The organism is Streptomyces sp. NPDC040432 (assembly GCF_055595445.1).
Map to the genome: position 1 here is coordinate 12,356 of NZ_JBVIVP010000029.1, position 22,464 is coordinate 34,819.

Genomic DNA, 22,464 nt, shown 5'->3' on the forward strand with positions numbered 1-22,464 from the left:
GCGGAAGTACGCCGAAGGGGCGGAGCAGCCTGACGGCCGCTCCGCCCCTTCGGCGTACCGGTTCCGGGCACCGGCTCCCGGCGCTGGTTCCCGGCGCTGGTTCCGGGCGCTAGTTCCGGGCCTGGAGGAGGTCCTCCAGCTGCTCCTCGCGTGCCTGGGCCGCCACGAACAGCAGTTCGTCGCCGGGCTCCAGGGTCTCCTCGCCGTGCGGGGTGAGGACGCGGTTGCCGCGGATGATCGTGACGAGCGAGGTGTCCTCGGGCCAGGTGATCTCGCCGATCTGGGTGCCGGCGACCGAGGAGTCGGGCGGCAGGGTCAGCTCGACCAGGTTGGCGTCGCCGTGGCTGAAGCGCAGCAGCCGCACCAGGTCGCCGACGCTGACGGCCTCCTCGACGAGCGCGGACATCAGGCGGGGCGTGGAGACGGCGACGTCGACGCCCCAGGACTCGTTGAAGAGCCACTCGTTCTTCGGGTTGTTGACGCGCGCCACGACCCGGGGGACCCCGTACTCGGTTTTCGCGAGCAGGGAGACGACGAGGTTGACCTTGTCGTCACCGGTGGCGGCGATGACCACGTTGCAGCGCTGCAGGGCGGCCTCGTCGAGCGAGGTGATCTCGCAGGCGTCGGCCAGCAGCCACTCCGCCTGCGGCACCCGCTCCACCGAGATGGCGGTCGGCGCCTTGTCCACGAGGAGGACCTCGTGGCCGTTCTCCAGCAGCTCGCCCGCGATGGAGCGGCCCACGGCGCCGGCTCCGGCGATCGCGACCCTCATGCGTGTGCCTCCTCAGGCCCCTCGGCGAAGGCCGCCTCCACCTTGTCGATCTCGTCCGTGCGCATCATCACGTGGACGAGGTCGCCCTCCTGGAGGACGGTCTGTGAAGTCGGCAGCATCGCCTCGCCCAAGCGGGTGAGGAACGCGACGCGGACGCCGGTCTCGTCCTGGAGCCGGCTCACCTTGTGACCGATCCAGGCGGTGGAGGTGTGCACCTCGGCGAGCTGCACACCGCCGCTCGGGTCGCGCCACAGGGGCTCGGCGCCCGACGGCAGCAGCCGCCGGAGCATCTGGTCGGCGGTCCACCGCACGGTCGCGACGGTGGGGATGCCGAGCCGCTGGTACACCTCGGCGCGCTTGGGGTCGTAGATGCGGGCGGCGACGTTCTCGACGCCGAACATCTCACGGGCCACGCGCGCGGCGATGATGTTGGAATTGTCACCGCTGCTGACGGCCGCGAAGGCTCCGGCGTCCTCGATCCCGGCCTCTCGCAGCGTGTCCTGGTCGAAGCCGACACCGGTGACGCGACGACCGCCGAACGATGCTCCGAGCCGACGGAATGCGGTGGGGTCCTGGTCGACGACAGCGACCGTATGCCCCTGCTGTTCCAGGGTCTGCGCGAGGGCGGAGCCCACTCTTCCGCAGCCCATGATGACGATGTGCACGGCCGTCCTTCCGGCTGACAGCGACTCGCTGGTTTCCAGCCTCATTGCATGCTCTGGCTAAACAGGGTCTCAGACCATGGCCCAAGCTACACACGGGCGGTCACCAGTGTGACCATTTGGGGTCCAGGCGGTGCCTCATTGCCCCGAGAACGGGCGGGGGGTTCGTCAGCCCGATTTCGAACGCTTACGATCCTCTGCGTGTCCAAACTGACCGACGTGCCCAAACGGATCCTGATCGGCCGGGCGCTGCGCAGCGACCGCCTCGGGGAAACGCTCCTCCCCAAGCGGATCGCCCTGCCCGTGTTCGCATCCGACCCGCTCTCCTCCGTGGCATATGCCCCGGGTGAGGTGCTGCTGGTCCTGTCGATCGCGGGTGTGTCGGCGTACCACTTCAGCCCCTGGATCGCGGCCGCCGTCGTCGTCCTGATGTTCACCGTGGTCGCCTCGTACCGGCAGAACGTCCACGCGTACCCCAGCGGCGGTGGTGACTACGAGGTCGCCAACACCAACCTCGGGCCCAAGGCCGGCCTCACGGTGGCGAGCGCCCTGCTCGTCGACTACGTGCTCACCGTGGCCGTGTCGATCTCCTCCGGAGTCGAGAACCTGGGCTCGGCCGTCGATTTCGTCATCGAGCACAAGGTGCTCTCGGCGATGGTCATGATTCTGCTGCTCACGCTGATGAATCTGCGCGGAGTCAAGGAATCCGGAAACCTCTTCGCGATTCCGACCTACATCTTCGTCGGCGCCGTCTTCATCATGATCGCTTACGGCGCCTACCGCGGTCTCGTCCTCGACGAGACCATGAAGGCACCCACGGCCGACCTGGAGATCAAACCCGAGCACCAGGGACTCGCCGGATTCGCCCTCGTCTTCCTGCTGCTGCGTGCCTTCTCCTCCGGCTGCGCGGCCCTCACCGGCGTCGAGGCCATCAGCAACGGCGTCCCCGCCTTCCGCAAGCCCAAGAGCAAGAACGCCGCCACCACCCTGGCCCTCATGGGCGTCCTGGCCGTCACCATGTTCTGCGGCATCATCGGCCTGGCCATGGCCACGAACGTGAAGATGGCGGAGAAGCCCGCCACCGACCTGATCCAGGACGGCGTCCCGGTCGGCTCCGACTACGTCCAGCACCCGGTGATCTCCCAGGTCGGCGAGGCCGTCTTCGGCAACGGCAGCTTCCTCTTCATCGTGCTCGCCGCGGCCACGGCGCTCGTCCTCTTCCTGGCCGCCAACACCGCCTACAACGGTTTCCCGCTGCTCGGCTCGATCCTCGCCCAGGACCGGTACCTGCCGCGCCAGCTGCACACCCGCGGCGACCGGCTCGCCTTCTCCAACGGGATCGTCCTCCTCGCGGGCGCCGCCATGCTCCTCGTGTGGGTCTACGACGCCGACTCCACCAAGCTCATCCAGCTCTACATCGTCGGAGTCTTCGTCTCCTTCACGCTGAGCCAGATCGGCATGGTCCGGCACTGGAACCGCCACCTGCGCAGCGAACGCGACCCCGCCGCCCGCCGCCGGATGCACCGCTCCCGGGCCATCAACACCTTCGGCGCCTTCTTCACCGGCATGGTGCTGGTCGTCGTCCTCGCCACGAAGTTCACCCACGGCGCCTGGGTCGCCCTGCTGGGCATGGTGATCTTCTACGGAACGATGAGCGCGATCCGCAAGCACTACGACCGGGTCTCCGCCGAGATCGCCGCGGCCGAAGGCCCCAGCGACGACAGCGTCCGCCCCTCCCGGGTCCACTCCATCGTCCTGGTGTCCAAGGTCCACAAGCCCACGCTGCGCGCCCTCGCCTTCGCCAAGCTGACCCGCTCCGACACCCTCGAAGCCCTCAGCATCAGCGTCGACCCGGTCGAGACCAAGGCCCTGCGCACCGAGTGGGACCGGCGCGGCATCAACGTCCCGCTGAAGATCCTCGACTCGCCCTACCGCGAGATCACCCGGCCCGTCGTCGAGTACGTGAAGGGCCTGCGCAGCGAGAACCCGCGCGACGCCGTCAGCGTCTACATCCCCGAGTACGTCGTCGGCCGCTGGTACGAGCACCTCCTGCACAACCAGAGCGCGCTCCGGCTCAAGGGTCGGCTGCTGTTCACGCCGGGCGTGATGGTGACCTCCGTGCCGTACCAGCTGGAGTCCTCCGAGCTCGCGAAGCGGCGGGCCAAGAAGCGGCAGGACTGGAACGCCCCCGGCGCCGTCCGCCGCGGACCGGTCGACACCCCCCGCCCTCCGCGCACGCCCCGGCCGCCGCGGTCGAAGGACACGGCGGGGAAGTAGCGCACCGAGTCCCCACCCGCTCGTGGTGAACGGCCGGACGAGATCCACGTAAACTGGTGGGTCGGTCGTCCGGCCGTTTTCCTTTTGCCTTCCCTTGATCTCCTGGAGCCTCCCCACCATGACCGAGCAGAACGAGAAGCAGTCACTGGTCGGGGAGGAGTTCGAGGTCGAGGTCGGACCCGTCGCGCACGGAGGCCACTGCATCGCGCGCAACGCGGACGGCCGGGTCCTGTTCGTCCGCCACACGCTGCCCGGCGAGAAGGTCATCGCGAAGGTCACCGAGGGCGACGTCGACTCCCGCTTCCTGCGCGCCGACGCCATCACCGTTCTCGACGCCTCCAAGGACCGCGTCGCCGCACCCTGCCCGTACGCCGGCCCCGGCAAGTGCGGCGGCTGCGACTGGCAGCACGCCAAGCCGGGCGCCCAGCGCCGCCTCAAGGGCGAGGTCGTCGCCGAACAACTCCTGCGCCTCGCCGGACTCACCCCGGAAGAGGCCGGCTGGGACGGCACCGTCATGCCCGCCGAGGGCGACAAGCTCCCGGCCGGACAGGTCCCCCAGTGGCGCACCCGCGTCCAGTTCGCCATCGACGACGACGGCAACGCGGGCCTGCGCAAGCACCGCTCGCACGACATCGAGCTGGTCGACCACTGCATGATCGCGGCGCCGGGAGTCTCGGAACTCGGCATCGAGAAGCAGGACTGGCCCCAGATGGCGTCGGTGGAGGCGATCGCGGCGACCGGCTCCCAGGACCGCCAGGTCGTCCTCACCCCCCGCCCCGGCGGCCGTCTGCCCCTCGTGGAGCTCGACAAGCCGGTCTCGGTGCTGCGCGTCGAGGAGAAGGACGGCGGCGTCCACCGCGTCCACGGCCGTCCCTTCGTGCGCGAGCGCGCCGACGGCCGCACCTACCGCGTCGGCATGGGTGGCTTCTGGCAGGTCCACCCGCAGGCCGCCGACACCCTGATCAAGGCCGTCATGCAGGGCCTGATGCCGCGCAAGGGCGAGATGGCCCTCGACCTCTACTGCGGCGTCGGCATCTTCGCCGGCGCGCTGGCCGAACGCCTCGGCGAGACCGGCGCCGTCCTCGGCATCGAGTCCACGAAGCGCGCCGTCGAGGACGCCCGCCACAACCTGGCGGACTTCCCCCGGGTCCGGATCGAGCAGGGCAAGGTCGACGCGATCCTCCCGAAGACCGGCATCACCGAATGCGACCTGGTCGTCCTGGACCCGCCCCGCGCGGGCGCCGGCAAGCAGGCCGTCCGCCAGGTGGCCGGCCTCAACCCGCGCCGCATCGCGTACGTGGCCTGCGACCCGGCAGCCCTGGCCCGCGACTTGGGCTACTTCAAGGAACAGGGCTACAAGCCCCGCACCCTCCGCGTCTTCGACCTCTTCCCGATGACGCACCACGTGGAGTGCGTGGCGATCCTGGAGCCGGTGGCGAAGGGCGCCTGAGCTGTCGGCTCTTGGCTTGCGGTCTCCTCGAACCATTTCCGGGCGAAGAGCGCGTGGTCAGGACGGTCGCCGGCGCGAGCTGCCGAGTGTGACGGCCCTGCCGTCGGTTGCGGCTGGGTACGGAGGGCCGGCCGCGGAACACCGAGCGCGGCCCGGTGGCGATGGTGAACGGCCGGCGGCGGAACGCGTCCATGACGCGGGCCGCCACGTGCCGGCCTTCCCTGCGGGGTGGGGTCAGGTGAAGAGGGGGTCCAGCATCGTCCCCCCGGCCCGTACCCGCCACGCCGGCAGCCGCACCACCCTGTCGACCGGCGCGGGTTTGGCGCCCCGGCCGCCGGACGGCAGTCCGATCAGCAGGTCACCTCGGGCGTGGGTGAGCCGCAGATGCCGGGCCGGGTCCTGCCCCGGCAGGGGCCCTGTGTCGATGAGCACCGCCGTGTTCTCGCCGTCCACGGTGAACAGGAGGTCCACCGTGTGGCCGCCGATCACCGCCGCGCGTTCCAGATCGGTGACGCCACGGGTGCCGAGATGATCTTGGACGAGGTCGGCGAGTTCCTCGCGGAATCCGGACGGCGCCGGGGGACCGGACGGCGCGTCATGGTCGGGGGAGGCACCCGCGCGCAACACCGTCGAACGGTCCGCGAGCAGGGCCGGCAGGCCCGCCTGCCCCTGCCAGAAGCCGAGGCTTCCCACCGTGATCAGCTGTGACTTCGCCCGGGTGATCGCGACGTTCCAGAGGTTGACCTGGCTCGCCACCCAATGCGTCGTCTTCTGAGGCGTGTTGGTCGTGGCCACCGGGCTCAGGACCATGACGTCGCGCTGGCCGCCCTGGAAGGCGTGCACGGTACCGACCCGGACACGGTCGTCACCGGCCCACATCCTGGCCAGCGTTTCCTTCTGCGCGCGGAAGGGAGTGACGACGCCGACCGTGGCGGTGGCGGGCAGCCGTGCCAGCAGTTCGTCGACCGTCCGCCGCACCTGGTCCGCCTCTGACTGGTTGCGCCAGGAACGGCCGTCGCTGCCGGTCGCGGACTCGCCGTACGGCACGTCCACCCAGCCGAGCACCGGAACGGGATCGGCGGCACCCACCGGATCGACCGGCGGGACCAGCCTGCGGATGTCGGTGAGGACCTGCAACTGGCCCGCGTAGCAGTAGCCGTTGACCACGTCCGCGATCCGGGGATGGCACCGGTAGTGCTCGTCGAGCAGCAGGGCGTTCTCACCGTGCTGCGCCGCGGCGTGGTACGAGGCGTACACGTGATGGGTCAGCCGGTGGTCCTCCAGTTGGGCAGCGGTCAGACCCGCCCGGACCCTGGCCTGCCGTTCCTGTTCGGGGCTGATCCCGGGAATGTGCCCGAGTTGCATCGGGTCACCGATGAGCAGGGCCCGCTTCGCCCGGAAGAGCAGCGGCAGCACCGACGGGATCGAGCATTGGGTCGCCTCGTCGATCACCACGAGGTCGAAGAGCTTCGGGGCGAGTTCGAGTTGGCGTACGGAGTGCGTGCTGATGGCCCACCCCTTCACGTGCGCCATCAGGTTGCGTTGGCTCTTCTGGAAACCCGAGCGCCTGCGCAGCGCCTGGAGCCGCTGGTTCATCAGTGACCGGCCCCGCACCATCGCCTCGGAGGCCACGGAATGCGCCAGTTCGCCGGACACGGCGGACGACGCCGAGGCGTTCTCCAGTCCGTCCTGCTTCAACGCGTCCTCGTCCCACGCCAGATGTGCCGGTACGAGCTCCCGCAGGGCCCGCTCCAGCGCCATGGTCTCCGCGAGTTCGAGCAGCAGTTGAGGAGGGGCGGGGCGCTGCGCGGCCCATGCCGGCCACGCAGCCCCGGGCGCGCCGTCGGAAGAGCGCGCCAGGGCGGCGAGGGCCCGTCCGCGCCGCCACCCGCCGAAGGTCGGTCGGCCGGCCCGCGCGGCCCTTCGGGCGCGGTTCTCCCAGCGGGCGAGCGCGTCCGGGCCCTCGGCGGTCCAGGCCCCTTCCAACAGCCCTACGGGCAGGGAGAGCCCGTCAGCCCGCCGGGCCCGCTCACGGACCAGCTCCAGTAGACGGGTCTCCTCGTCGATCCGCTCGGCCGCCTCCGCCCGGAGCGCCGCCGTACGCAGGTGGCGGTTGCGCAGTTCACCGGCCACGGTCGCGGCGGCGCGGGCGGGGGTCGCGATCGGCTCGGCCAGCAGGTCGGCCAGCTTCTGGGCCTCCCGTTCGAGGGCGTCCTTGTTCCCCGTACGCATCAGCAGTCCGGGTGAGATCGCGTCGCAGCGCTCGGCGACCACGTTGACGGCCTCGTTGTTCGTGGACGCCACCAGTACGGACTGCCCGGCGGCGACGGCCGTCGTCACCACCGCCGTGACCACCTCGCTCTTGCCCGTACCGGGAGGGCCGGTCGCGACCGTGAGACGGCGGGTCATCGCCGAAGAGATCACCCGCTCCTGGCTCTCGTTGCAGGGACCCGGGGAGACCACGGTCACGGCTGCCGCGTCACCTTCCCCGCCTTCCCCGCCCGCGCCGTCCGCGCCGGTCAGGAGGGCATCCAGTGCGGTCCCCGCGATCTCGCCGGTGCGGCCGGACATTTCGAGGAGGTTGCCGATCAGGCCCTCGGTCGCGACCCGCTCCATACCGGAAGGCGCCAGCAGCACGGCGGCGTTGTGCGCACCGGGCCGAAGGGAATCCATCACGGAGCGCTCGCTGAGCGAGGAGAGGTCCAGCGGCTCCAGCTCCGGAATGTGGAGTTCGCTCAGGAGCTCGCGCACCGCCCTGACCATCTGGGTACCGTTGCCCTCCTGCCAACTCGGCTGCCAGTGGGCCAACAACTCGGTGGCCTCGTCGTCGGAGAGCAGCTCGGTGATCACGCCGGTGTGCAGGGAGGGCACCCCGCTCGGACGCAGCAGGTCGCGGCCCTCCTCGTCGGTGGTGAGCTCCATCGGCTGGATCAACAGCGGTGCGATCCGCACCGCTGCCCGTCGCCGGTTGTCCCCGCCGCGTTCGGGAAGGGTGATGGCGGGATACCCGTACCAGTACTCCTGGAGACCGTTCCTTCCGGCCCGCGCATCCCCGCCCCCGGGCGGGGGCAACTGCCCGGGGGCGGGGAAGGAGTGCCCCAGCCCGGACTGGATCGTCTCCGGGCCCTGGACCAGCAGGAAGTACGCGGAGCCCCGACCGCCGTCCCGGTCGGGCAGGAGGCCGGACGCCGCCTGAGCGCCGAGGCAGTGCGCGTAGTACCGCAGCAGCCGCTGCGGGTCGACGCCCTCCCCGGTGTCCTGGGCGATCAGTCGCCGCGCCTTCAGCAGGGTGGGGGAGGCTTCGGGACCGGCGGTGTCGTGGGCGGATCGGGGAGGTGCGGGGAGGCTGACCGCACGCGCAACGGAGCGCGCGAACGGCAACGAGTGGGTGGCCCGGAACGTCGACTTGGTCGGTCGTTGTTCCTCGGGAACGGCCTTGCGCACCATCTGTGCGGTCAGGTAGACGAAGAGATCGTCCGGGGTGATCCATCCCCCCTCCTTGATCCGCCCGCTCCGCAGGCCCTCCACGATCTCCCCGGTGAAGCGGGAGGTACCGAGGGAGGATCCCTCCGGCGCCATCGCGGAAGCGGCCTGGAGGGCGTCGGAGGCGGTGATGAAGTACACGCCGGTCGGTCGCAGGAGTGTGCTGGGCGTGGGACGTCCACCCTCCGGCGTGCCACCCTTGGCGGTCCATCCCTGGACGACGGACCCGCTGGAGCAGCAGTCCAGGAGCACCAGCTTGGACGAGGCCCTGCACGACTGGAGCATCCGCTCCAGGAACTCGGCCGGGACCGCGGTGCCGGGCAGGTTGTCCGGGTCGGCGTCCCGGGTCAGGAAGTACAGCTGTCCGTCGGACTCGCAGAACTGCCCGTGCCCGCTGAAGTAGAGCAGTGCCGTCTCGCTGGGCTGCCGTTCCTCAAGGAACTGCTCGACGGCGTACAGCATTTCGGCTCGGCTCGGCTCGGCGACCATGGCGCAGTCGTTGTACATGCCGATCTCGGTGCTCTCCAGGACGGCCCGCATGTAGTGCAGGTCGGCCCGGACGGGCGGCAGGTCGTGGTAGTGGTCGCTGTCGTACGTGGATACGCCGATCAGCATGGCGTACCGGTCGTTGTCGCTCACGGTGCGGCCGGGCCCGCCTCGTCGGCGTCCTCGTTCGGGGCCCCGGTCGTGTCGTCCGCGAGGAACCTGCCGATCAGTTCGCCGTCCGTCCGGGCCTGCCTGCCGGAGACGCGCAGCGTCGCCCCGTCCGCCCGGGTGATGATGACGGTCCGCTGCGGTGCGCGTGCCAACCAGACCTGGATGCAGGCGGCGACGAGCGAGCCACCGCCGAAGACCAGCCCGATCAGGTCGGTGACCGGGCCGCCTTTGAGTGCTCCGTCCTGGGGCCGGGGCCGCGGGATGTCGAGCGCGGCCCCCGGATCGGCCTCGGCCAGGGCGGCGAGCAGTTCGCGCGCCTCCCGACGGGCACGCAGCGGGTCCTCGTCGACGACGCTGATGCGGTGGCCGGCAGCGGCCGGATCGGTGGTGGTCACGTTCTTCGTCCCCCTACGTCTTCTCCGTGCGGCGTACACACGGACGGGCGAGCGTACCGAAGGCCCTTGCGAACGGACCCGCCATTTCTGAAAAGGCCCTGGTGATTGGCCTGAAAGGGCCGGCTGTTCCACGTCGCCTCGCAGTGGCGCAGGTACAGGCGGCGCCCGCTCGTCCTCGACGGTGGTCGGTGTCGTGGACGGTTCCGGTCGGACGAGGTGAACGGGCACGGGGTGCCGGAGCGCTTCGGGAGGCGCGGGTGGGGCCGGTAGCGTGGGGCAATGCGCAAACTTCCGTTGATCGCCGTCGTGTTCGACCGTGGGTCCGCCAGTGCCGTCGAAGTGCTGGCTTCCGCACGCAAGTTGTGTGGTGTCGTATTCGTTTGTGACGACCCCGGGGTCGCGGCGGGGCTCGCGGAGGTGGGTGAGGTGCTGGACGTCTCCGGGCTGGACGCGGAGGAACGGGTCAAGGCCGTCGCCGAGTCGGGCGTCGAGGGGATCACCACCTTCAGCGAGTACCGGTTGGCGTGGACGGCGGAGTTGGCCGAGGCGTGCGGGTTGGTCTTCCACAGCCCGGAGGTCGTCGAGGGGCTCGTCGACAAGGAACGGCAGCGGGCGCGGCTGCGCGAGGCCGGGGTGCAGTCGACGCGGTGCGTGGCCGTGCGGACGGTGGAGGAGGTGCCGCGGGCCTTGGCGGACGTCGGGCTGCCGGCCGTGATCAAGCCGCGGAGCGGCGCCGGGAGTGTGGACACCTGCCGGGTCGACACCCACGAGCAGGCCATGGAGAGGGCGGGCCGGTTCCTGGGTGGTGGGGGAGCGGAGTTCGTGGTGGAGGAGTTCCTGGCCGGGGACCCGGAGGCGGCCGGGCCGGGCTTCGGGGACTACGTGTCGGTGGAGTCGGTCAGTTCGGGCGGGGTGGTGGCCCATGTGTGCGTGACGGGCAAGTTGCCGCTTGCCGAGCCGTTCCGGGAGACCGGCATGTTCCAGCCGGCCTGTCTGTCGCGGGAGCTGGAGCGGGAGGTGTACGCGCTGACGGAGGCTTCGCTGCGGGGGCTCGGCATCACCGACGGGGTGACGCACGTGGAGATCAAGCTGACGCCCGACGGTCCCCGGTTGATCGAGGTCAACGGTCGGATGGGTGGTTACGTCGGCGCGCTGCTGAGGAGGTCGGCCCGGTTCGACCTGCTGCGGGCCGCGCTGCGGGCGGCGCTCGGGATGCCGTTGGAGGTACCGCAACCGTCCTTCGGCGGGGTTGAGTTCGTGTACTTCGTGACGCCGCCGGCGACGGAGGGCGGGCAGATCCTCGCCGGTGTGCGGGGGCTCGACGAGGTCGCCGCGCTGGAGGGGGTCTGGCAGGTCAAGGTGGATGCGGAGGCGGGTCGGGAACTGCGCTGGCGGGCCGGTACGGAGGGTCACCTCGGCACGGTGCACGGGGCCGTCGCCGACCACGCGGCGCTGCGGGAGACGGTGGCCGCGGTCGACGCGGCGATCGTGTTGGAGTACGTGTAGCCGAACCCCGCACCCGCCCCGACCGCCCCGACCGCCGTCCCGCCCCCTACAGCGGGATCGTCGGGTCCAGGGGGTCGCGCAGCCGGCGGGTCACCAGGGGGCGGACCGCGGGGGCCCAGGGGGTGATGCGCCACCACGTGGTCGGGAGCATCGTGCGGAACAGGCGGAAGTTGCGGCGGGCTGTGGCCGTGGGGCGCAGCGGGACGCAGGAGACCAGGAGCGCCGCGCGCAGGGCGCGCAGGTGGGTGGCGGGGCGGCGCGAGGCCAGCAGGGTTTGGGCGAAGGCGTTGCGGTAGGCCCACCACATCATCTCGTGCTGCTCCGCGCCGATCTGCTGGCGCGTGTTGGGTTCGCCGGCGTGCGGGTCGGCGGAGTGCGCGAGGTCGGCGGAGAGGTGGTGGACGTACCGGTAGCGGTCCGCGATGCGCCACAGGAGGGTGCCGTCGAGGCCGAGCCCGTGACTGAAGTCGAACGGTAGCCGGTTGGGGAGTTCCTCCTCGAAGGCGTCGAGCAGGTCGGCGCGTCGGGCGAGGGTGCAGGAGGCGCTGACGGGGACCTGGTCCTCGACGGTGGCGGAGCGGATCAGGAACTCCAGGGAGTCCATGGGGCCCTCCTGCCGGCGGTAGCAGGTTTCGGGCTCCTGGTAGTGCCATGTCATCGCCGTGTAGACGAAGCCGGTGCGGGGCTCGCGATCGAGGACCTCCACCGAGCGGGCGACGGCCTCGGGGGAGATCCAGTCGTCGGAGAAGAGCAGTTTGACGTATTCGCCTTCGGCGAGTTCCACGGCCCGCCGCCAGTTCCGGACTCGCGATATCACGGAATCGTTCCGATAGGCCCGGACGCGCGGATCGGATTCGGCCAATTTCGCGATGACGTCCCACGTGGAGTCGGTGCTCGCGTTGTCGACGACGATGACTTCAATGTCGCCATAGGTCTGTTCGAGGGCGCTCCGCACCGCTCGCTCCACCTCCTGCGGGCGGTTGTACACCGGCACGCAGACGCTGACCCTGGCCATTCGCGACACTCCTCGACTCGTGGGGCGTCATCTAACCACAGGGGCGTCAACCCGCCCCGAACGAACCAGCCTTGGTGATCCGTCCAGAAATGATCTTGAGGTCTTGACCTTTCGTTCACCGCGTGTTTGGTTTGGTCCGTACTCGGTTCGCACTTCTCCGTCCTGATTCGACCTAAATGGACGGATGGTTGTGTGCGGACCGTTGTCCATTTCTTGGGGGAAAGTCTCTTGCCGTCTGCTGATAACTCCTTCGGCTTCGTATTCTGTGGCGGCGGACCCGCCGGACTCGGACCGATCGTCACCGCGGCGAGGAACGGCCGGCTCGGCGAACTCCTCGATCGGGGAATCGCCCTCGTGGAGCCCGGACCGCTCGGCCCCGGTGGCCTCGCGCACTACCGCATCGGCGCGAACTCGCTCGGCGGCCCCTTCCTGGAGTGCCTGGACGGCGTCGGGGACGACTCGCCGTTCGCCGCGCTGCGCGACCTGCCCGAAACGGCGCTGCTGCGCGGGCACGCCGATGCGCATCCGCCGCTGTCGGTCGTCGCGCCGTTCCTCACCCGCCTCGGCGCGGTGGTCCGCGCACTGCTGGAGGACCACCCGCGTTGCGCGTACGTCGCCGACCGGGTCGAGGCGATCGGCCTCACCGATGACGACGGCGTCCTCATCACCACCGGCGAAGGCCGGCAGCTGCGGGGCCACCGCGCCGTGATCGCCACCGGCGGCCGACCGCTCGCCGGGTTCGACCGGGCGGAGGTCGTGCCCGGGCTGAGCCTGGCCCCGCACCAGGACCGGGTCTTCCACTCCGAGTCGTTCATCGATGCCCGCCGCCGACTGCCCGCCGCGCACGGTCGGGCCGTGGTCGTGGGCGGCTCGCACAGCGCTTGGTCCGTCGTCGACCTGCTGGCGTCCGACGCGGCCGAGATCACCCTGATCCACCGCAGCGACCTGCGGCTCTTCTACAGCGGCGCCGAAGAGGCGCGGGCCGACGGCTACGCCTTCGACCCGGTCCTCGACGTCTGTCCGGCCAACGGGCGCGTCAACCGCTACGGAGGCCTGCGCGGACGGGCCCACGAGCTCGCCGCCGCCGCCCTCGGCCTGCGGGGCCCGGGCCGCGCTCCCGTACGCCTGGTCCGGGCCGGGGACCCCGGGGCGCTGGACGTCGCCCGGCAGGCGCTCGCCGAGGCCGACGTCATCGTCATGGCCAACGGGTTCGAGGCGAACCTGCCGCGACTGAGCCACCCGGACGGCTCTGTCCTCACCGCCGCGACCGGCCCCACCGGCACCGAGGTCACCGCCCAGGGACACCTGGTCGACGTCCACGGAGTGCCCCACCCGCGCCTGATCGCGTACGGGCTCGGTGCCGGTCTCGCCCCCTCCGCCGAGGTCGGCGGCGAGCCGAGCTACACCCGCCGGGCGGACGGTGTGTGGCTCTACCAGCACGACATCGGCGAGATCGTTCTCGCCGACCTGTTGCACCACGTGACGACTACGGGGGAGATCCACGCATGAACAGGCCCACCAAGGCCGTTGTCCTGGCCGCCGGCCTGGGCCGCCGACTCGGACTCGACACCGCCAAGCCGCTGCTGACGGTGGCCGGCAAGTCCATCCTGATCCGTACCCTGGAGAACCTCGCCGCGGCCGGCGTGCGCGAGGCCGTGCTCGTCGTCGGCTACCTCGCCGACGAGGTGCGCACGACCGTCGGCGAGCGCTTCGCCGGCATGGACGTCAGCTACATCGAGTCCGACGCGTTCCGCACCACCAACAACGCCTACTCGCTGTGGCTGGCGCACAAGCACCTCGACCAGGACGTGTACCTGGTCGAGGGCGATGTCGTCTTCGACGGCGAACTCCTCGACGCGCTCGTCGGGGTCGAGGGCGACGTGGTCACCGCCGTCGCCCCGTTCCGGCCGACCATGAACGGCACCGTCGTCACCCTCGGCGAGGACGGCACCGTCGCGGAGATGCTGCTGCCCGCGCAGCAGGGCCCCGAACTCGACCTGGCCGCGACCTTCAAGACCGTCAACGTGCACCTGCTGCGCGAGCGTTACCTGCGCGAGGAGTTCGTACCGGCGCTGGAGGCCCTGATAGCCGACGGCGGGCACGGCGCCTACTACGAGTTGGTCATCGCCGACACCGTCACCGCCGGACGCTTTTCGGTGCGCGGCGTCGACTGCGGTGCGGTGCGCTGGTACGAGGTCGACGACCTGACGGACCACGGCGCCGCCGAGTACCTGTTCTCCGCCTCCGACGAGCGTCTCACCCTGCTGGAGAACCTGCACGGCGGCTACTGGCGCTACGACCTGGTCGACCACCGCCTCCTCTACAACCTGTACTTCCCCCCGACCGAGCTCGTCGACGAACTCGCGCGGGACTTCCGCGATGCGCTCGTGCACTACCCGATGGGCCACCAGGCGCTCCAGCGGCTGCTCGGCGCGGTGGTGCGCCAGCCGTCCGAACGGCTCGTCGTCGCCAACGGCGCCTCCGAACTGATCAAGATCCTGGGCGGGTTGCTCGGTCGGGTCGGGCTCGTCGTACCCGGCTTCAACGAGTACGAGGCCGTCTTCGACGAGGCCGACATCCACCGCATCCACCTGCCGGCCCCGGCCTTCACGATGGACGCGGCCCTGGTCGCGGAGGAGGCCCGCCGGGCCGGTGTCGCCGCGGTCATCATCACCTCGCCGAACAACCCCACCTCCATGGCCGTCCCCCGCGCCGACCTCGTCGACCTGGCCCGGCGCCTGGCCGACCACGACATCCGCCTCGTCGTGGACGAGTCCTTCGTCGACTTCTGTGCGCCCGGCCACAGCCTGGAGCCGGACCTCGCCGAACTCACCGGCCTGACCGTGGTCAAGAGCATGAGCAAGGTCTACGGCATCGGCGGGCTGCGCCTGGGCTACCTGCTCTCCGCGGACCTGGACTTCGTCGCCGCCGTCCGCGCCGCGCTGCCCATCTGGAACGTGAACGGCTTCGCCGAGTGCTTCCTGCGACTGCTGCCCCGCTACCGCGACGCGTTCACCGCCAGCTGCGCCCGGGTCCGCGACGACCGCGACGCGATGGCCGCCCTGCTCGCCGGGCTGCCCGGCGTCGACGTGTACCCGCCCGACGCCAACTACGTGATGGTGCGGCTGCCCGAGGGCGTCTCGGCCCTCGACGTCGTGCGCCGCACCTTCGCCGATCACGGCATCCTGATCAAGGACTGCGGGGGCAAGTCCATGCCGGACGGGGACCGGTATCTGCGGCTGTCCTGCCGCACCCCCGACGAGAACGCGGCGCTCACCGCGGCCCTCGGCGCCGTCCTCGCCGGACGCCCCGCCCCGATGGCGACGGGCGCCCCCTGATGGCCGCCGCGCCCCCGCCCGCCGCGCCGTCGGCCGGGCCCGCGTCCCGGCGCGAGGAGATCCACGCCGCCCTGCGGTCCGTACTGGCGCCCACGGACCGTCTGTTGGTGCTGCACTCCTCGCTGTTCGCGTTCCGCACCGAGGTGCGGGGGCTGCGCGGCGACCTGCTCGCCGCGTTGCGCGCGCTGGTCGCCGAGGGGGTCACGGTGGCGCTGCCCGCGGTCACCTTCGAGTTCTGCCGCACGAAGGAGTACCACCACCGCACGTCCGCCCCCGACACGGGCGTCCTCGTGGAGTGGTTCCTCGGCCTGCCCGAGGTGCGCCGCACCCCGCACCCGGTGTACTCCTTCGCGGTCGCCGGCCCGCTCACCGACGAGCTGATGGCCTGCCCCCCGGACACCGCCTTCGGCGCCGGCACCGTCTTCGAGGTGTTCGAACGCCACGACGCGCGGATCGCCACCCTCGGCGCGTCCTGGAACTCCTGCACGCAGGTCCACCGCTACGAGGAACTCGCCGCCGTGCCCTACCGGCACCCGATGACCGTCAGCGGCACGGCGGACTTCGGCGCGGGGCCCGTCCCCGTCGACCTGGAGATGATCGTCCGCGACACCGCCCTGCGTTCCGCCCTGGACTTCACCCCGCTCTTCGACCGGCTGCGCGCCGACGGGGCGATGACCACCGGCGAACTTTGGGGCGCCGCCGTCGAGTCGGTCTCCACACGTGACCTCGCGCGGGTGTCCGACGCCCTGATGGCCGAAGACCCGTGGGCCCTGTTGCGCGAGGCACGCGTCATCGAGCACCGGGCCCGCACGCTGGCGGCCGAACCCGTACGGCTGGCCCTGCTGGGGTCGCGCAACCTGGAGATCCTGGCCGCCGAGATGGCTGCCGAGGCCCGGAACGTCCTGGGCGACGCCCCGTACGCCCTGCACGTGCCCGAGTACGGGACGCTCGGCCGAGAGGTGCACGACCCGGGTTCGGCTCTGCGCGCCTTCGGCCCGCACGCGAGCTTCTTCACCGACCGGCTGGAGGACGTCCTCGGTGTCGACGAACCCGGCACCGTCGACGGCGAGCGGCTCGGCGCCGCCCTGGAGCACTACACCGACCTGGTGCGTGCCTACGCCGCGACCACGGACCGGCCCGTGTTCGTGGTCTCCTTCGCCGAGGTCCAGCCGTACGCGGTGGACGCCGCCCCGGTCGTGCGGGAGGCAGGCCGGCTGCTGCGCGAAGCACTGGACGACCTCGACCACGTCCACGTCGTCGAGCCCGCCGCGGTCATCGCCCGCGCCGGCGGCGGCCCGCTGGTGGACCAGCGGCTGTGGCTGGTCGGCCGGGTCCCGTACGGTGCTGCCATGAGCCGGGCCCTGGCCCGCAGGTTCTGGGGACTCACCCTGTCGGTGACCGGCCGCACCGCGCGGGTCGTGGTCACCGACCTCGACAACACGCTGTGGCACGGCATCCTCGGCGAGGACGGCCTCGACGGCATCCAGATCGGCACCGACCACCCCGGCAACGCCCACCTGCGGCTCCAGCGCGCCCTGAAGTCGCTGCGCGCACAGGGCATCGCCCTCGCGGTGTGCAGCAAGAACGACGAGGACCTCGCCCTGCGCGCGCTGCGCGAGCACCCCGCGATGGAACTGCGCGAGGAGGACTTCGTCGCCACCGAGATCGGCTGGCGTCCCAAGGCGGAGGCCATCGTCGACATCGCGGACCGCCTCAACGTGGGCCTCGCCAACGTCCTGTTCCTCGACGACAACCCGGTGGAACGGGCCCGCGTCCGCGAGTTCCTCCCGCAGGTCGTCGTCCCCGAACTCCCCGAGGACCCCGCCGGATACGCCGACGCGCTGCTGGACAACCCCTTCACCACCGTCTTCGGCGTCACCGACGCAGACCTGCGGCGCACCGAGCAGTACCGGGCCCGCGACCGGGTGGAGCGCCGGCGGCGCGGCTTCGACCGGGTCGAGGAGTTCTACGCCTCCCTCGGCACCGAACTGCACATCACGCCCCTCACCGAGGGCAACGCGGCCCGCGCCGCGCAACTGTGCGCCAAGACAAATCAGTTCAACACCACGACGCTGCGCCACACCCGCGCCGAGCTGCGCCGACTGGCCGACGCGCCCGACACGGACGTGTTCGTCCTCGCCGTCGCCGACCGGTTCAGCGCCCGCGAGGACCTCGGCCTGCTGGTGCTCTCGCACGAGGGCCCGCACACCACCGTGGACGGCTACCTGCTGTCCTGCCGGGTCCTGGGCCGAGGCGTGGAGGCCGGCGCCCTCGGCTGGCTGGCATCCGCCACCGCGGCGCGCGGCGGCACGCGGCTGTCCGGGCGGGTGACGCCCACCGAACGCAACGCGCCCTGCCGCACGGTGTTCGCGGACGCGGGCTTCGCCCCGGGCGGGTCCGACGGCAGCTGGCACCTGGACCTGACCGGCGACCACACCGCGCCCCCGTGGCTGCGCGTCATCGACCACACCGAGGCGGAGAACCACCGTGCATGACTTCGAGCCGGGCGACGTGGCCCACGGCAGTCACACCTTCACGGCGGCCGAGTTCGCCGCCTTCGCCGCGGTCACCGGCGACCACAATCCCGTCCACCACGAGGCGGAGCACGCCGCCGAGGCCGGCTTCGACGGCCCGATCGTGCCCCTGGTGATGGCGCTCGGACCGGTGTCCGCGCTGATCGGCATGGTCATCCCCGGGCCCGGCGCCGTCATCCTCGACACCGCCTTCCGGCCCGTGCGGGCCGTCGCCTTCGACCGGCCCGTCGACTACTCCCTCACGGTGGAAGCGGTCAGCCCGGGCACCGGAGTGCTGTCCTGCCGGGTCGTCGCGCACCAGGGCCGCGAGGTCGTCCTCGACGGGGAGGTCCGCACGACCGTACGGGCCCCCCGCCCCCGGCCCGACGACACCACCGGTGGCCGGCTGATCCGCGCGGGCGAGGCCCGGACCGCCGTGGTCACCGGGGCGGCCGGGGACATCGGCTCGGCCGTCGCCCTCGAACTGGCCCGCCGGGGCTGGGACCTGGCCCTCCTGCACCGCGGCGGGGCCGAGGACCTCGTACGCCGCTGCGAGGAGGCCGGCGCCGTCGTGCACTCCCTGACGGTCGACCTGGCCGAGCCCACCGACCGGGCGAAGGCCGCCGCCGAACTCGCCGCGCTGGAACCCGTCGCCCTCGTGCACGCGGCCGCCGCGCCGCTCGCCGCCGGACACCGGGACCACCTGGAGATCGGCTACGCCGCGCTGCGCGACCTCGCCGATGCCGTGCTCGACGGGATGCTGGCGCGCCAACGGGGCAGTGTGGTCCTGCTCGGCTCCGAGGCGGGCCGCTACCACCCGCGCGGCTGGTCCGACTACATCGCGGCGAAGGCCGCCGCCGAGAGCGTCCTGCGCGGCATCGACCGCCGGCACGGGGCGTACGGGGTGCGGGCCGTCGTCGTCGAACCCGGCTACGTCCAGGGCCGCTACTCGGCCGCCGTCCGGCCCGCCGGGATCGCGCTGATGCCCGAAGAGGTCGCGGAAGCCGTCGCCGACGAGATCGGCGACACCCGGGGCCCGGCCCGCCGGGTCCGGCTGACCACCGACGGGATCACCACCGTCGATCTCGACGGCAACTCCGGGTCCGGCGCCCCCGAGGCCGCCGCCGGGACGGCGACCGCGGCGTCGGCCGGCGCGCCCGCCGATGCCGCAAGGAGGCCGTCGGGTCCGTCGGGTCCGTCGGAACTGGAGGAGCGGGTCGAGACCGCCGTCCGCGGGGTCCTCGGGACGACGGCGGACGTGCGCGGCGGTGGCGTCGGGCTCACCGCGGGCTGGGACTCCCTGCGCCAGATCCAGATCGTGCTCGCCGTGGAGGCCGAGTTCGGGATCCGGCTGCCCGCGGCGAGCCTGACGAGCGCGGGGCGCTTCGACCGGCTGTGCCGTGCCGTGGCCGAGCGGACGGGTGCCTGAGCGTGCCGTCAGTGCCAGCAGCCGCAGCCGGCCGGTCCGGCGGCGAACGGGGTGTCCGCGTCCGGCTCGGCGTCGACCGCCCTCGGCGGCGGGGACAGGGTGAAGTCGCCGGCCGGGTCGACGTCGTCGAACGAACCGAACAGATGGGTCGAGGGGAACCAGTCGCCGAACGGCGCGCGCGATGCGCCCACACCTATGAACTGGCTGCCGGTGGCCACCGCGGCCCGCAGGTCCCACGGCCCGTCGCCGACGCACACCACGCGCTCGAAGTCGCCGCCCGCGCGATGGACGGCCTCGCGCACCAGGTGCTCCCGGTACGTGTGCTCGCTCGCGGTGGACACCGGACCGCTCGCGCCCAGCGGCGCCAGCTTGGCCGCCGTGACCTCGCGCATGCCGCCGGTCGCGAAGGCCACCTCGTACGCCTCGTCCTCGGCCAACCGCTTCAGGAACGCCTCCGCGCCCGGCAGTTGTTCCACACCGTCCGCCGCGGTCGCCGCGACGAAACGTTCGTGCAACAGGTCGGCGAAGCGCTGCGTCTCGGCCGCGTCGGGGAGGCGGCCCTCATTCGCGCGGAACACCTCACGGAAGATCCACGAGTCGGTGTGATGGCGGTAGCCGCCCCACCGCGCGTCGATCTCGGTGAGCCCGCAGTCGCCCAACGCCCCGAGGAACGCCGCCTGATGGGCGGAGACGCTGTGCAACAGCGTGCCGTCGATGTCGAACACGATCAGGGTGGTCATGGCCTGCTCCCTCGGTCGAACGCACTGAAGATCCAAAAGGGTAGGGGAAGGGACTGGACATGTCGCTGAAGGAGAGTGGATCGGCCGTCCGGGCGATCGTGCTGGACGCGTCGGCCGTCACCGCGGCGCGGGCCCTGGCGGCATCGGCGGACACCACGACGGAGCGGATCCTCGGCACGGCGTGCGCCGCGCTCGTGGCCCGGATCTGCCGCCTCGACGGCCCGGACGGTCGCGCCGGCGTCGGCGCGCCCTCCCTCGCCCCGCCCGCGGACCTCCTGCCCGACGGCGGCGCGCGGTTCGTCCTCGGCCCGGAGGTCACCCCGCACCTGGCCGAGGTGGTCGCCGCCCGCGCGGGCCGGTTCGTCGCCGCCGCGCTGGCCGGGCCGACGCGCCCCCTCGACGCGCTCGAACTCGTCGACGACGCCGACTGGGCGCTCCTGTCGCGCTGGTCGCGGCCCCGCACCGCGCCCGACGCCACCGGGGGAGGAGCCGGGGAGGACGCCGCCGCACACCTGATGTTCATCGACCGGGCCCGCCGCCGGCCGGACGCCGTGGCCGTCTCCTCGCCGGGCGCGACGCTGACCTACGCCGAACTCCTCGCCCGCGCCGCCGGCATCGCGGACGCGCTGACCGCCCGGGGCGTGCGCCCCGGGGAGCCCGTGGGCCTGCTCTTCGAGCGCGGCGCGGACTCCGTCGCCGCGACGGTCGCCGTCGCCCTGGCCGGTGCCACGGCCGTACCGCTCGACCCCGGCTACCCCGAGCCGAGGCTGCGGCTGATGCTCGCGGGCCCGGGCGTACGCCTCACCCTCGCGGCCGGCCCCGTCGACCTGCCGGTCGGCGAGGTCCTCCCGGTCACCGGGATCGCCCCGAGGTCCGGCGCCCTCGCCGAGATCCCCCGGCCCGGAACCGCGCCCGCCACCGTCATGTACACCTCCGGGTCGACCGGGCAACCCAAGGGCGTACGCCTCACCCACCGGGGCATCGCCCGGCTCGCCCACGACGAGCGCCTCGACTTCGGACCCGGCGACCGCGTCCTGCACCTGGCCCCCGCCACCTTCGACGCGGCGCTCCTGGAGGTGTGGTGCACCCTGGCGCGCGGCGCCCGACTGGAGATCGCCCCGCCCGGGCCGCTGACCCTGGCCGAACTCGCCGAGGTGATCACCGACCGCGGCGTCACCGCGCTGTGGCTGACCGCCGGCCTGTTCCACCAGATGGTGGAACACCGTCCGGAGGCCTTCGTGGGCGTACGACGGCTGTTCACCGGCGGCGACGTCGTCTCCGCGCACCACGTGAACGCCGTCCTGTCCCGCCACCGGGGCCTGTCCCTGGTCAACGGCTACGGTCCCACCGAGAACACCACCTTCACCTGCTGCCACCTGCTGGACGCGCCCCTGCCCGAGGGCACGCCCACCGTGCCCGTCGGAACCCCCGTGCACGGCACCCGCGTGCACGTCGTGGACCGGGCGGGCCACCCCGTGCCGCCGGGCGTACCCGGCGAGCTGTGGGCCGCCGGTTCGGGCCTCGCCGACGGCTACCTGGACCTGCCGGAGCAGAGCGCGGAACGTTTCCCCGTGCCCACCACCGGCCGGCTGGCGGGCACCCGCTGCTACCGCACCGGCGATCTGGTCCGCTTCCGACCCGACGGCTCCCTGGAGTTCCTCGGTCGGGAGGACGGCCAGGCCAAGATCAACGGCCACCGCGTCGAACCCGGCGAGATCGAGCAGGCCGTACTGGCCCAGCCCGGGGTGCGCGGTGTCTGCGTCCTGGTGGAGACCGACCCGCTGGGCGGCAAGCGCCTGGCCGCCTACATCGCCGGCGACGACCGGAGCCTGGCCAAGAGCGTGCGCGCGGGACTGCGCGCCGTGCTCCCCGGCCACCTCGTGCCCGCCCGCTACGTCGTCGTCGACAGACTTCCGTTGACCGCCAACGGCAAGACCGACCGGAACCGGCTGCGCGCCGGGGAGAGCGAGTCCCGATGAGCACGACCGCACGCGAGACCACCCGAGGGATCTGGACCGAGGTCCTCGGCATCCCCGTCGACGACGAGGCCGACTTCTTCCTGCTCGGCGGCCACTCCCTGCTGGCCACCCAGATGGTGGCCCGTCTGGAGGCGGCGCTGGGCGTCAAGGTCACCATGCGCGAGGTCCTCGACCACCCCGAGTTCGGCGAGTTCGCCGACCTGGTCGCCGAACGCGCCGACACCGCAGCCCGAACCGTCTAGGAGCCA

At 72.1% G+C, this 22,464-nt stretch carries 15 protein-coding genes; 9 read left to right on the top strand and 6 right to left on the bottom strand.

The features are described from left to right. Positions 1 to 109: 109 nt before the first annotated feature. Positions 110 to 772 (bottom strand): potassium channel family protein, encoded by a 663-nt coding sequence (locus ACZ58N_RS34770; RefSeq protein ID WP_362878018.1) that lies wholly within the window; start codon positions 770 to 772, stop codon positions 110 to 112. Then, on the bottom strand, positions 769 to 1,437 hold the full coding sequence (locus ACZ58N_RS34775; protein WP_471168335.1) for a potassium channel family protein: 669 nt from the start codon (positions 1,435 to 1,437) through the stop codon (positions 769 to 771). The genes ACZ58N_RS34770 and ACZ58N_RS34775 overlap by 4 nt, the downstream gene beginning before the upstream one ends. A gap of 198 nt (positions 1,438 to 1,635) precedes the next feature. Between ACZ58N_RS34775 and ACZ58N_RS34780 the strand changes: the two genes are divergently transcribed. Both ACZ58N_RS34780 and ACZ58N_RS34785 read left to right on the top strand, forming a co-directional pair. Further along, positions 1,636 to 3,711 (top strand): APC family permease, encoded by a 2,076-nt coding sequence (locus tag ACZ58N_RS34780; protein ID WP_471168338.1) that lies wholly within the window; start codon positions 1,636 to 1,638, stop codon positions 3,709 to 3,711. A 118-nt stretch (positions 3,712 to 3,829) separates the two neighbouring features. Then, positions 3,830 to 5,161 carry a class I SAM-dependent RNA methyltransferase gene (locus ACZ58N_RS34785; protein WP_471168340.1) on the top strand — a complete coding sequence of 444 codons (1,332 nt, stop codon included), beginning with the start codon at positions 3,830 to 3,832 and terminating at the stop codon, positions 5,159 to 5,161. 234 nt (positions 5,162 to 5,395) lie between these two features. Here ACZ58N_RS34785 and ACZ58N_RS34790 read toward each other — a convergent pair whose 3' ends face one another. Together ACZ58N_RS34790 and ACZ58N_RS34795 are read right to left on the bottom strand one after the other, a co-directional pair. Next, positions 5,396 to 9,283 (bottom strand): caspase, EACC1-associated type, encoded by a 3,888-nt coding sequence (locus ACZ58N_RS34790; protein ID WP_471168343.1) that lies wholly within the window; start codon positions 9,281 to 9,283, stop codon positions 5,396 to 5,398. Continuing rightward, a complete protein-coding gene (locus ACZ58N_RS34795) occupies positions 9,280 to 9,696 on the bottom strand; it encodes an effector-associated constant component EACC1 (RefSeq protein ID WP_471168346.1) in 417 nt (138 codons plus the stop codon). The genes ACZ58N_RS34790 and ACZ58N_RS34795 overlap by 4 nt, the downstream gene beginning before the upstream one ends. A 279-nt stretch (positions 9,697 to 9,975) precedes the next feature. On the opposite strand from ACZ58N_RS34795, the gene ACZ58N_RS34800 reads away from it, so the two are divergent. Next, complete coding sequence (locus ACZ58N_RS34800) at positions 9,976 to 11,202, top strand: ATP-grasp domain-containing protein (RefSeq protein WP_471168348.1); 1,227 nt, start codon at positions 9,976 to 9,978, stop codon at positions 11,200 to 11,202. A gap of 46 nt (positions 11,203 to 11,248) precedes the next feature. On the opposite strand, the gene ACZ58N_RS34805 is transcribed toward ACZ58N_RS34800, so the two are convergent. After that, complete coding sequence (locus tag ACZ58N_RS34805; protein WP_471168351.1) at positions 11,249 to 12,217, bottom strand: glycosyltransferase family 2 protein; 969 nt, start codon at positions 12,215 to 12,217, stop codon at positions 11,249 to 11,251. A gap of 228 nt (positions 12,218 to 12,445) precedes the next feature. On the opposite strand from ACZ58N_RS34805, the gene ACZ58N_RS34810 reads away from it, so the two are divergent. From ACZ58N_RS34810 to ACZ58N_RS34825, 4 genes are read left to right on the top strand one after another with little or no spacing between them, the layout of a single operon-like run. After that, a complete protein-coding gene (locus ACZ58N_RS34810; RefSeq protein ID WP_471168353.1) occupies positions 12,446 to 13,726 on the top strand; it encodes an FAD-dependent oxidoreductase in 1,281 nt (426 codons plus the stop codon). After that, the gene (locus ACZ58N_RS34815; RefSeq protein WP_471168356.1) at positions 13,723 to 15,555 is read left to right on the top strand and encodes an aminotransferase class I/II-fold pyridoxal phosphate-dependent enzyme; all 1,833 of its coding nucleotides are present in this window, start codon (positions 13,723 to 13,725) and stop codon (positions 15,553 to 15,555) included. Before ACZ58N_RS34810 ends, ACZ58N_RS34815 begins: the two co-directional genes overlap by 4 nt. Further along, positions 15,555 to 18,050 carry an HAD-IIIC family phosphatase gene (locus tag ACZ58N_RS34820; protein WP_471168359.1) on the top strand — a complete coding sequence of 832 codons (2,496 nt, stop codon included), beginning with the start codon at positions 15,555 to 15,557 and terminating at the stop codon, positions 18,048 to 18,050. The genes ACZ58N_RS34815 and ACZ58N_RS34820 overlap by 1 nt, the downstream gene beginning before the upstream one ends. Then, a complete protein-coding gene (locus ACZ58N_RS34825; RefSeq protein WP_471168362.1) occupies positions 18,043 to 19,497 on the top strand; it encodes an SDR family NAD(P)-dependent oxidoreductase in 1,455 nt (484 codons plus the stop codon). Before ACZ58N_RS34820 ends, ACZ58N_RS34825 begins: the two co-directional genes overlap by 8 nt. Positions 19,498 to 19,505: 8 nt before the next feature. Here ACZ58N_RS34825 and ACZ58N_RS34830 read toward each other — a convergent pair whose 3' ends face one another. Next, on the bottom strand, positions 19,506 to 20,237 hold the full coding sequence (locus ACZ58N_RS34830) for an HAD family hydrolase (protein ID WP_471168364.1): 732 nt from the start codon (positions 20,235 to 20,237) through the stop codon (positions 19,506 to 19,508). A 59-nt stretch (positions 20,238 to 20,296) separates the two neighbouring features. Here ACZ58N_RS34830 and ACZ58N_RS34835 point away from each other — a divergent pair, with 59 nt between their 5' ends. Next, complete coding sequence (locus ACZ58N_RS34835) at positions 20,297 to 22,216, top strand: amino acid adenylation domain-containing protein (protein ID WP_471168367.1); 1,920 nt, start codon at positions 20,297 to 20,299, stop codon at positions 22,214 to 22,216. Further along, on the top strand, positions 22,213 to 22,458 hold the full coding sequence (locus tag ACZ58N_RS34840; RefSeq protein WP_471168369.1) for a phosphopantetheine-binding protein: 246 nt from the start codon (positions 22,213 to 22,215) through the stop codon (positions 22,456 to 22,458). The genes ACZ58N_RS34835 and ACZ58N_RS34840 overlap by 4 nt, the downstream gene beginning before the upstream one ends. The last annotated feature ends 6 nt before the right edge of the window (positions 22,459 to 22,464 follow it).